This window comes from Pseudomonadota bacterium (assembly GCA_039714795.1).
Lineage (GTDB): Bacteria > Pseudomonadota > Alphaproteobacteria > JAGOMX01 > JAGOMX01 > JBDLIP01.
The window spans coordinates 1-11,439 of the sequence record JBDLIP010000056.1 but is presented as its reverse complement, the minus strand read 5'-3'; the positions used below and the strand labels follow the sequence as shown (position 1 = coordinate 11,439).

At 43.6% G+C, this 11,439-nt stretch carries 12 protein-coding genes; 7 read left to right on the top strand and 5 right to left on the bottom strand.

The window, feature by feature from the left end:
- Positions 1–200 precede the first annotated feature (200 nt).
- The 4 genes from ABFQ95_05300 to ABFQ95_05285 form a co-directional block, all read right to left on the bottom strand.
- A complete protein-coding gene (locus ABFQ95_05300; GenBank protein MEN8236941.1) occupies positions 201–1,574 on the bottom strand; it encodes an MFS transporter in 1,374 nt (457 codons plus the stop codon).
- Between the two features lie 5 nt (positions 1,575–1,579).
- Entirely contained in the window at positions 1,580–2,596 is a 1,017-nt protein-coding gene (locus ABFQ95_05295) for an ABC transporter substrate-binding protein (GenBank protein MEN8236940.1), read from the bottom strand.
- A 213-nt stretch (positions 2,597–2,809) separates the two neighbouring features.
- Positions 2,810–3,184 (bottom strand): ABC transporter substrate binding protein, encoded by a 375-nt coding sequence (locus ABFQ95_05290; protein ID MEN8236939.1) that lies wholly within the window; start codon positions 3,182–3,184, stop codon positions 2,810–2,812.
- Positions 3,185–3,262: 78 nt separating this feature from the next.
- Positions 3,263–4,090 (bottom strand): ABC transporter substrate-binding protein, encoded by an 828-nt coding sequence (locus ABFQ95_05285; GenBank protein MEN8236938.1) that lies wholly within the window; start codon positions 4,088–4,090, stop codon positions 3,263–3,265.
- Positions 4,091–4,474: 384 nt separating this feature from the next.
- On the opposite strand from ABFQ95_05285, the gene efp reads away from it, so the two are divergent.
- From efp to tsaE, 4 genes are all read left to right on the top strand, one after another.
- Positions 4,475–5,041, top strand: coding sequence for an elongation factor P (efp, locus tag ABFQ95_05280; protein MEN8236937.1), 567 nt, complete (start codon positions 4,475–4,477; stop codon positions 5,039–5,041).
- 136 nt (positions 5,042–5,177) lie between these two features.
- Positions 5,178–5,990: an inositol monophosphatase family protein gene (locus ABFQ95_05275; protein ID MEN8236936.1), complete on the top strand. Its 813-nt coding sequence runs from the start codon at positions 5,178–5,180 to the stop codon at positions 5,988–5,990.
- Between the two features lie 183 nt (positions 5,991–6,173).
- Positions 6,174–6,611: a holo-ACP synthase gene (gene acpS / locus ABFQ95_05270; GenBank protein MEN8236935.1), complete on the top strand. Its 438-nt coding sequence runs from the start codon at positions 6,174–6,176 to the stop codon at positions 6,609–6,611.
- Entirely contained in the window at positions 6,598–7,065 is a 468-nt protein-coding gene (gene tsaE / locus ABFQ95_05265) for a tRNA (adenosine(37)-N6)-threonylcarbamoyltransferase complex ATPase subunit type 1 TsaE (GenBank protein MEN8236934.1), read from the top strand. The genes acpS and tsaE overlap by 14 nt, the downstream gene beginning before the upstream one ends.
- A 117-nt stretch (positions 7,066–7,182) precedes the next feature.
- Here the strand turns inward: tsaE and dksA are convergent, their stop codons facing one another.
- On the bottom strand, positions 7,183–7,620 hold the full coding sequence (dksA, locus tag ABFQ95_05260) for an RNA polymerase-binding protein DksA (protein MEN8236933.1): 438 nt from the start codon (positions 7,618–7,620) through the stop codon (positions 7,183–7,185).
- 158 nt (positions 7,621–7,778) lie between these two features.
- Between dksA and ABFQ95_05255 the strand changes: the two genes are divergently transcribed.
- The 3 genes from ABFQ95_05255 to ABFQ95_05245 form a co-directional block, all read left to right on the top strand.
- Positions 7,779–9,362, top strand: coding sequence for a L,D-transpeptidase family protein (locus ABFQ95_05255; protein MEN8236932.1), 1,584 nt, complete (start codon positions 7,779–7,781; stop codon positions 9,360–9,362).
- A gap of 581 nt (positions 9,363–9,943) precedes the next feature.
- Positions 9,944–10,294 carry a hypothetical protein gene (locus tag ABFQ95_05250; protein ID MEN8236931.1) on the top strand — a complete coding sequence of 117 codons (351 nt, stop codon included), beginning with the start codon at positions 9,944–9,946 and terminating at the stop codon, positions 10,292–10,294.
- A gap of 380 nt (positions 10,295–10,674) precedes the next feature.
- Positions 10,675–11,439: hypothetical protein (locus ABFQ95_05245; protein MEN8236930.1), on the top strand; the 765-nt coding region annotated here is incomplete at its 3' end.

Below are 11,439 nucleotides of genomic sequence, written 5' to 3'. Positions count from 1 at the left end.
CGGATAGATTTTTTACAAAAAATTCTCACTTTTTAAAATTTCGTCAGGAATAGAGTGAAAAAAATCAAAGTACCGTGGTAATACGGCTAACCCAGTCCCTAAAATCAAACCTCAGGTTTAATGATAGCAAGAAGCGCGCAGTTTACAAGTGTGAATTAGCACTTCGAGTTCCCTATGATCGTGTCAGAGGATATGGCAAACTACTTTGGGTACGTATCACGAATTTTAAATACCAGGCACCCAGCGAGTATCATACAAATAGGAATAAAGGTGAAAGCTGTACGAAAGTCATCTGCTGAATATCCTTCCATACCTAGGGATCCAGTAGATCCTGCACTCCAATCCAATATCCAGCCAATGGCAGGAAGGCCAATGATCCCACTGATCATGATGATCATGTTGGTAAAGGCCATGGTGGTTCCACTGATGGATGAGGGAGTACTGTCCGTTACGATTGAAAAACACAGCAGTTGGGAGGTAAAGCAAACACCTGCCAGGAAGAAAAGAATGTAGAGCACAATAAATGGTATGCCAGGGACAAACACAATTATTGAATATAGAGAGCAGCAAAGAATAGCACCCATGAATAAGGGAATTTTGTAACTAGACAATTTGTGTGCAAGCAACACAAAGAATGGTCCCCCTATGGAAACCCCAATAAATAGGCAGGCAATGAATGTGGCTGCCATGCCCTCATCAAGTTGGTAATACCTTTCAAGAAACGAAACCCCCCATTGGTCACCAATAATGGCAATGGGGAGCCACATTAACATGGCATGAGCAGGTACAATCCAGCATTGTGGTTTCTTCATGATGGTTTTAAGATTATTCCAAGTGGACTGTGAAGTGGAATGTGATGGTGCTTGTGCTGTCTTCCTTCTTATTTTATTCAGGCTTATTTTATTCAGGGGAAAAAGGTGCGCTGGAATTGAGTAAACGACCAAATAAAGAATGACGCCTATCAATAGGCCTACCAAAGACAGTATTTCCAGCGCTTTTCTCCAGCCTACATACGATATGAACACTTCCAGTGGCATTCCTCCCAGCATAGCGCCGAGCGTCCCAAGTCCCATAGTAAGACTGATGATTAGGCCTTTTTGTTGTGGGGAAAACCATCGAGTCGTTAGAATAACGCAGCCGATCCATCCACATGCTGAACAACCCCCCATCAAGAATCTGGCAATACTGGCAATTACAATATTAGGGGCAAGGGCAAATAACACGCTAGCACCGCCCAACAAAAGTGCAGCAAAAGCAATTATGCGTTCGGATCCCATTTTGTCGATAATGATGCCCAGTGGCAACTGCATGCCGACGTATGCATAGTAGTAGAAAGAGGTCAACAGTCCCAGTTGAGTGGCATCAATGGCGTAAACTTGTACCAATTCGTCAGACATGACGCCTGGAGAAACGCGCAACAGGAACTGATAGGCATAAAACAGAGCCGCAAAAAACCACAAGATCCATGCTCGCTTGATGGTTGGCGAATTGGTGGTCGGTGGGTCAGTATCCGGTCGTTGGTGGCCAGTGGTCGTTGACTGATTAATGACCACTGACTTACTGAGTACTGACATATTGATTACCGGTACACTTTCGCAGCTCGATTTCTGACTGCCTCGGGGATTTTTATTCCAAGTTTTTTAGCGGCTTTCAGATTAATATACACCATTGCTGGGTGCGGTGTTTCCACTGCAATTTCCCCTGGAGATTCTCCAGACAAGATGCGGCTGACGACTGTTCCCGTTAGTTTTCCTTCATGGTAATGGCTGAAGCCAACTGTTGCCAGTGCCCCACTTTTAACCACTTCTGGATCGCTGGCAAACACGGGTATCTGTTTGCCTTGTGGGTTATGCAAGCTTGCTTCGAACACCGACGGCAAGGCCGAAGCAACTGTATTGTCAAGCGGCAGATAGAGAGCATCCACATTGCCAACCAAGCTGTGTACGGCAGTGGTTACTTTGGTGGCATTATCAACCGAGCGAGCCAATATTGTAATGCCCCTTTGGGTGGCAATTTGCTTAGCAATTGCTACTTGATTGGCTGAATTAGCTTCTCCAGCGTTGTGGATCATTCCAATAACAAGTGATTTTTTGTCGGGCAAAAATTCAGCAATCAAAGAAATTTGTTTGGCAACTGGAGGGTGATCACTGGTTCCGGTGATATGATCTCCAGGACGTTCTAGGTTAGGGACCAGGTTGGCGCCTAGCGGGTCACTGACGGCTGCAAAAACAACAGGTACGTCCTTGCCGCGGGTTGCTGAAATCACAGCTTGGGCAGAGGGCGTTGCAATGGCCACGATTACATCTGCTTGAAGTCCTGCAAATTTATGGGCAATTTGGTTAGCCATTGCAATGTTTCCATGGGCGTTGTCATAAATAATGCGTAAATTTTTACCCTCGTGCCAACCAGCAGCAGTCAGGCTTTTTAGTAAGCCTTCTCGCACAGAATCAAGAGCAGGATGAGTTACAATCTGTGTAATAGCAAGCACTTTGGCATCAGGTTGCAAGTGTGGTGTTTGTTTGGTGCGCCAAATAAAGCCACCCACTATAAGGACTGCTAGGAGAAAACTTACGAAAATTTTTATGAATTTTGCCATTACTTTTAACCCTTCGTTAATCTTTTAGCAATATAGTGAGTAATGTACAGGAGGTTGCACGTTTGGTAGATGCGACGAGGAAATAAGAATCATTAAGAATTTTTCTTGCATAACAATCCCTTAAGGGAGACTCTTGGACCAACCGCAGCCGGGTCTTGCTTTAAGCAAGGCCCGGCACGCAGCAATAACACATCAAATGTGTCTCATTAATACTTAGTATTTTTTGTCGGTTTTTACAACCCTTTTTGCACGTTTTTTTATCCTCTCTGGAATCTTGATATTTAGACTTTTGGCTATATCTTCGTTCAGGTGCAACTCTATTTTCTGGGGAAATTCAACGGTGATACTGCTGATCTTTTCCCCCATTAATAACCGAGCTACTTGATTACCAGCTTGTTTGCCAATCTCGTATTGATTGGGGCCAAGAGCTGCAAGAGCGCCTCGATCTAGCATGTCAGTATCACTGACAAAGACTGGAATACTGTGTCGCAATCCAGCTTGGACAACGGCCTCAAAAGCAGCCAGCGCTGTGTTGTCGTTGTTAACAAACAAGGCATCTACAGTGCCCGCAAGCCTAATGGCAGCGATACTCAGGGCTACCTCATGAAATAGTCATCATATATTGCTTAAATCCTTATCTACAAAGGGATACCGGCCGTTTTCAGTCTACAAAAAGCACGTAGTATTGCACGTATCTGCAAAAGCTATCAAACCCTTTGTAGATAAGGTTTTGGGAAAAACAACATAATCTTCATGAGGTAGCCCTGCAGCGATACTGACTTCACTTGATTTGTTCGCTGGGCTTAAGATAACTTCAATTCCCATTCTTTTGCCCTCAGCCACCATTAATTCATTGAGGCGAACGGAATTGGCTTCTCCAGGGTTGAACACCACTCCGATGCGTTTGAGATGAGGTAGGAGTTTTTGAAACATCTCAAACTGGGGGCGAATGGGAGTTAGATTAGAGACCCCAGTAATACGTCCTTCCGGTCGTTCAAGGTTTTGCACGATTTTTGAAGTTACCGGATCGGTGACTGAGGCAAACACAATAGGCGTGTCTGCATCTCGCGTGACAGCCATGGCAGCTTGGGTTGGAGAAGTGCCCAAGGTGACGATCACATCTGCGTGCGCCCCTAAAGATTTTTGTGCGATCTGCATTGCCATTGCAATATTGCCCTGGGCGTTTCCATAGATCCATTTGATATTTTTGTTTGGTTGGAAGCCACGTAAAGTTAGGGCATCGGCAATGCCTTGACGCGATGCATTTAATGCTGGGTGTTCAACGGCTTGAATCACAGCAACGGTTTGCTGATGGGTCTTTGCTTTGAGAGGAAAGGATAGAGAAAGAGTGAGGGAAGAAAGGGAAAAAAAGAGGAGGAGGAAGAGGGAAAATTTGAAATAGAAACGTCTGGGCGCCAACAAGCGCTGATTTAAAAAGTTAGATGCGTCTAAATCGTTTTGATACCGTACTGGTTGATATTGCATTTGGGTCATTGTCATAAACTCCGTCATTGTTGCGTAGATTAAATAGTTTGCTGCTGAGGTCAGATGTATGACAATGTCGATGTTGGAAAGTCATGGTTTTATTCTCCTTTTGGTTTGGTTTCGTGAGGGTTATTTTAAACACCCACATAATATAACTATAGGGTGAGATATCAGTAATAGCAAGGGGTGGTTACCAGGCGTGCGACACGAAGTTGCAGTATCACAGTTGTAAACTGTGCGCTTTTCTCTATCATAAAGCTCAACATTTTGATTCAGCACGGGTATACCAAATATTCTTCTGAAGAAACCAAACCTTGCGTTTGCAGTCAAAAGCGCGGTAAATAGAATGAAATCGCGCAAGCGTGAAATTTCAGTGGAAAGGTGTCTAAAAGCATGAAGATCAACGGTAACGAAATACGACCTGGCAATATCATCGAACACAAAGGACGCTTGTGGCAGGCTGTGAAAACAGATCATGTGAAACCTGGAAAAGGCGGAGCGTATGCCCAAGTAGAATTAAAGGACATTCGTGATGGCACTAAGCTTAATGAACGTTTTCGGGCCAGTGAATCGGTCGAGCGTGTGCGTTTGGAAGAACGTGAACACCAGTTTCTTTTCTCACAAGGGGATATGTACACTTTTATGGATCAAGAGACATTTGAACAATTGGATCTTTCTCCCGAGCTTGTAGGTGAAGAAGCTAAGTTTCTAAAGGAAAGTATGACAGTGACTTTGCTTGTTTATGAAGGTGAGATTTTGGGACTTAAGCTTCCTGACACCGTAGTTATGGAAATCACTGAAGCTGACCCTGTGGTTAAGGGCCAGACGGCGGCGTCTTCTTATAAACCTGCGGTTTTGGAAAATGGTCTGCGCGTTATGGTGCCCCCCCATATCGAGGCTGGCACCAAAGTTGTTGTGAATACTGCCGATTGTACATACGTAGAACGTGCTAAAGATTAAATTTGTAATGAATAGAAACCAAATTGTCGATTTTCTGATACATTTAAAGTGCTCATTTACTAGCCTAAACTGCGCGCTTTTCACTATCGTAAAATCCGACAGTTTGATTTCTCGCTACTTTTAAGGATTTTATTTTATGTCATCGAGAATTGTACCTGGGCGCTCAGCCCATATGAATGTAATGATGAAGGCTGTGCATAAGGCAGCCAGGCGTTTGGTGCGTGATTTTGGCGAAGTCGAGCAACTACAGGTTTCCCTAAAAGGCCCAGATAATTTTGTTTCCACCGCTGATAAGCAAGCTGAGAGAACCATTTATGAAGAGCTCGTGTATGCTCGCCCAGATTACGGATTCATTATGGAAGAGTCAGGGGTGATTGAAGGCAAAGATCCAGAGCACCGATGGATTATTGATCCTTTAGATGGAACCCGGAATTTTCTGCACGGCATTCCGCACTTTGCCATTTCTGTGGCCCTTGAAAAATCAGGTGAGATTATTGCAGGCATTACCTACGATCCGGTGCGTGATGAAATGTTTAGCGCTGAAAAGGGTCAGGGAGCTTTTTTAAACCATCGTCGTTTGCGGGTGTCGAATCGCCAGCATTTGCAAGAGGCTTTATTGGTTACAGGGTTGCCGCTGAGAAATTCTTCCAGCTTGGATCACGCGGTAGACCGAATACAAAGTTTAAGAAATCATATCCAGGGTATTCGTTATTTTGGTTCAACTTCTCTTGATTTAGCTTATGTGGCGGCTGGACGTTTTGAGGCGTTTTGGCGAGGTGGCTCAAAAATATGGGATATTGCAACCGGTACAATTTTGATCCGTGAGGCTGGTGGCCGAGTCACCGAGTTTGACAAAGACAAAAGTGGAGATGATCATAAAACAATCTTGGGTTCAAACGCAGTTCTGCATGATGATTTGGTGCAATTAATGACCGGGACCAGTATATGAAAATAACCATCAAAAACTGATTCTGTTGCATTTGTTGAAGGTGTTTGCAAAATTTCTAAAAACGAGATTCTCCCAGATGCACTACGCCATCAGAGCATTGAGATTGTAAAATGCGGATAAGTTAGAGTTGTGATATAGTAAAACCCCACATTTTGAAAACAGTACGAGTATAGAGATTTAACTATGATTTTAGGTATTGGCAGCGATATCATTGAAATTATCCGGATAGAACGTTTGCTAAAACGCCATCAAGAGCGATTTTTGAATCGTATCTTTACTGAACTCGAACAAAAATATGCCATCTCTTCCCTTAAAACAGCTGCTCGATTGGCCAAACGGTTTGCTGCCAAGGAGGCGTGTGCCAAAGCGTTAGGCACTGGAATCGCCGATGGCATTTCCTGGAAAGACATGGAGGTTAAAAATAATAGGCAGGGGCAACCACAAATTCTACTTAAGGGAGCCGCTTTAATCCGCTTGCGTGATCTAACCCCTGAAAACATGAAACCGCGTGTTTATATTTCTTTATCTGATACAGATCAACTTGCCCAAGCAACCGTGCTTATCTCAGCTGACTGTATTTGTTGTCAATCAAGATCTGGTCAGGTGAATGAATACGAATAGATCCATAACAGTTGATCTTCCAACCCTTACAGCAACTGAAGACCTGGCTCGTATGTACGCTTGCCTCGCTGAAATCGGGGATGTGATTACTTTGCAAGGTGATTTAGGCACAGGAAAAACAACTTTTGCGCGTGCTTTTATTCAGGCTTGGATGCAAAAATCCTGTCAGGTTCCAAGTCCTACGTTTACTTTAGTACAGTTATATGAGAGAAAAGAGCAGACCCTTTACCATTTTGACTTGTATCGACTGGATTCAGTGCTGGAAGTGATTGAGTTGGGGTTAGAAGAAGCTCTCCATACAGGGCTCACCTTAATTGAATGGCCAGAGAGGCTAGAGGGGATGGCTTTGTCGAATCATTTAAAGCTCGAATTTTCTTTTTTATCCACTCAACAAAGCCGTAAGGTTGTTTTGACACCTGATACGAAGTGGCAAGAGCGCGTTATACTGAAGTGAAATCAAAACCTCTGTTTCCTGATACGCTCGAAGTGCTCATTGTACCCAAGTAAACTGCGCGCTTCTCGCTATCATTAAACTAGAGGTTTTGATTTCACGAGAGTATAGCGGGTATGATCAAACTCTTTGGTCTACCCTGGTCCTTTCTTTGCGCTCGTGACGCTCTTGCGCCTCAAGGCTGAGCGTTGCAATGGCACGTGCTTCAAGGCGGGCCACTCCGATGGGTTCACCTGTCTCCTCACAATATCCATAACTGCCACTGGCAATGCGCTGTAGCGCCTCATCAATTTTGCTAATGAGTTTGCGCTCGCGATCGCGAGTACGGAGTTCAATAGCCCGATCCGTTTCAGCAGAAGCTCTATCGGCAACGTCAGGCTCCTCACGTGTTTCTGCTTGCAACGTGTGAATCGTATCCGTAGAACCTTCCAAAAGGTCGCGCCGCCAATCCACTAATTTCTTTTTGAAATAGGCAATCATCATCGGATTCATATAAGCCTCGTCCTTACTAGGCTTATAGTCTGGAGCAAGTAAAGGTTCATTCATCTCTAAAGCCATCGCGTTCTCCGTTTTAAAATATCAGGCGTCGTACAGTCTTTGTCCACAATTATACCTCCAACCATCTAACATTTTCCAGTGTTTTTAGAAACTTTTTATCAATATAAGTATGGTAATAATATAATTAGTATTCATGTCTTTTTGAAAGGTTTTTTAATATGCGCAAGCCATCATCAAATAATATTCTTTGGTTTTTAATTTTATTATTTTCTTTTTACTATAGTATATTTTCTCTAGAGAGTTATGCTGCAGAACCATTGCAAGACAATTTTCGAGCAGCTGTAAACCAAGCAAATTTTACTGGTAAGACTCTTCAATTTTACCAAAAAGTTAATTTTAGGCCAATATGGTTTGATGGCGCGAACTGGAACCATTGTGCTAAAGAAGCCATTGATCGCTTAGCCCATGCCGAACGGGAGGGCCTTGAACCCAATGATTACAGGCATATTTTGCAAAATGCTTTAAACGCCTTTGAAAAGGGAAATTTTGTAAAAGCAGAACTACATCTGACCAAAGCATTTTTGCGGTACATTGATGATGTGCGTAATGGCCGCTTCAATCCCAGACTTGCAGATCGTCAATTGGTGGTTAAGCCTGATCCCGTCGATGCCGTAAAAATTCTCTACCAAGGTAGCCAAAATCAAACGTGCGGGTGGATGAATGATTTAGCGCCCCATTATTTCGAATATATGGCGCTTAAACTTTTGCTTGCACAATATCGCCAACTTGCAGCCGTTGGCCCCTGGCCCACACTTGCAACGAACGTCAAGCTGGTCCCTGGAGAAACCAATTCTACAGTTCGCACACTTCGAGAGATCTTAGTTCGATTGGGAGATCTAAGCAGTGCTCATCAAAATTTTGAAAGTTTTGATGATACTCTTCGAAATGCCCTTTTAGCCTTTCAGGAACGACATGGACTTGAAGTTGATGGCAAAATTGGACCAAAAACACTTAAGGCTTTGAATACAACACCGCAGCAACGCATTCAACAAATTACCATTGCTATGGAACGTTGGCGTTGGATGCCTCGTGATCCAGGTGAGCGCTATATTCGCGTTAACATTCCAGAATTCGCCCTTGAAGCCGTTGAAAACAGGCGTGTTGTCTTAAAAAGTAAAATCATCATCGGAATGACTTATCGGGAAACACCTGTGTTTACTGTTAACATCCGAGCTGTTCGCTTCAACCCATCGTGGCATATTCCAAGGGGAATTTTTGTTCATGATAAGTTGCCCAAAATATTGAAAGATCCTTCCTATATCCGCAAAAGAGGATATGTCGTCACCAATAGTTCAGGCCGCAGAGTCAACCCATCAAGTGTGAACTGGTCTTCAGGGGCACATGGGTACAGGTTGCGCCAAACCCCAGGCCCAAAGAATGCATTGGGAAAAATACGCTTTACCATGCCAAATCGATTCAATGTCTATCTGCACGATACGTCTCAAAAACAACTCTTTGATAAACCTGTACGCACTTTTAGCTCGGGTTGCATTCGAGTACAAAAACCCGTGGAGCTTGCTCTTTTTGTCTTTAATGACCCAATCCATTGGGGCAGATCCGTCATTGAAAGCGAAATGAAAGGCTACAAGACGCGTAATGTCACTCTATCAAGCAAGGTACCCGTCCATGTAACCTACTTTACAACTTGGGTCGATGAGCAAAAGCGTCCGCACTTTGTTGCTGACATTTATGGCCAAGATCGGCAAGTGTGGAATGTTTTGAGGCGATCACACAAAAAATGAAAGGAAAGAAAATGAATGGCAAGGTGCTCTTTTGATTCAGCAATAGTATAGTTTACTATCTATATCCGTCCCGGGCATAAATTGCGCTTTGGGACATCCTCCTTGGCCGTCATCTTGAACGCTAATTTTCTTTCGTATGCCTTGCGCACAACGAGCATATCTAAATTTTCGTTTAAGCTAGAATTTATTATTTTTTTTGCTATTGCTTTTCATGTACAAACGGCGTTATGCTGGTCAGCGTGACAGCCGAGATGCGTCAAACACTCAGCTGCCACATGACCACTAACCAGATCTTATACGGAGATCAAAGTCAATGGCTGCTGCCACTTTATATGATTCTGTCCCATTTTTCCAACACAAACACGCGTTTGTTGCTGGAGGTGCGTTCATTCGTGCTTTATGGGGTAGGATCTATAATAATACCGCAGCTGCTCGTTGGTTTAGTGTTGGTGGGGAGTTTAGGGGGGACGTTACAACCACGGTACTTTGTAGTCCTCCCAACTTTTTTACCTCCCTACTTAATGCCTCCTGGATCTGTCGTGGCTTACAGAAATTGATAACCCCAGAAACAGGAGAACCAAATGGACTATTTTCTCAACCGTGCCAGCATTATCGGCTTACTCGAAGCAAACGCTCATGTCTTTTTCAAGGACAACAATGAACAATTAGCCACAATCACTTTGCTCACCCCCATAGATAGCAGCATAAGTGGTGACAGTGAGCAATTTCAAAAACACAGAGTGTTAGTGGAAGATTCTTTATGGGTCGAGTACGTAATCAGCTGCTTAAGCGAAGGTAATCTCGTGTTTGTCGAAGGAGAGCTAGACCAAACCGCCGGAGATTCCGGCAGCACCTGGATAGTGGTATCTAAAAAATTTGGGACGATACACCCGATCCATTCACATGTGCATATTTTCGGGGAATCTGCTTGAGGCATTTCTTGAACTCGGTGGCAGTGATAGTGGCGAGGGCATGCGGTTGCTGCCTCCTGTTCATTTTGAAAAATCAAAATTATTCGGATTAGTTTGTGTTTATACTCTCGTGAAATCAAAACCTCTAGTTTAATGGTAGCTGCCAGCTTGCTGGTCAGGGTTTTCATTTCTCTTTAGTATAGTTGCATTCTTACAACAAATTGCAGCTAACACGAGTAAATTTTCAGGTAGCAGATACGAACTTTGGTGTGATAAAGATAATTTGATTTAAATTGTTGTCAATGAGCGCTTTGGATAATTGATAGTTTTTAATCCTGCAGGGTCGAGGGATTTTAAAAAACTTGGCTTTTGACAAATGATGATGTAAATGGGAGATATTTATGAGAAAAATTGCATTGGTATTGGTGGGGGTTTTTGTTATTGTGGTCGCGGCGGAAAGTGGGTGGTGCTCCAACTGGAGTGCAGAGGATGTACTTTTTTGGGCCAACAGCTCCCCAACTTCCATGGGAAGGATAGTTCCCCAATCAGATGCAAAAGATCTTGATGAATTCCTAGATGAAGTTGGTGGCGACCCGGGGGCACTGATAGATAGAATTACTCCTGGACAACCTAGCATCGATGAAGCTATTACAAGCGTAGATAATGTACTTGGTGGTACGAATCCAGATTTATTTTCAAATTCCGCAGCAATCCAGAGTACCGTAGGTCAAGGAGGAGCTGACGTAACGACTGATTTGCAAACAGTTAATAATCTCATAGACCCAAATGTTAATCCAGCCAACCTCACTACTGCGGTTAGTAATGTGGCGGGGACACTGGGGGGCACAAATCCAGATTTATTTTCAAATTCCACAGCAATTCAGAACACTGTAGGTCAAGGAGGAGCTGACATAACGGCTGATTTGCAAACAGTTAATAACCTAATAGACCCAAACGTTAATCCAGCCAACCTCACTACTGCGGTTAATAATGTAGCTGGGACACTGGGTGGCGCAAATCCAGATTTATTTTCAAATTCCACAGCAATTCAGAATGCCGTAGGTCAGGGAGGAGCTGACATAACGGCTGATTTGCAAACAGTTAATAACCTAATAGACCCAAACGTTAATCCAGCCAACCTCACTACTGCGGTTAATAATGTAGCT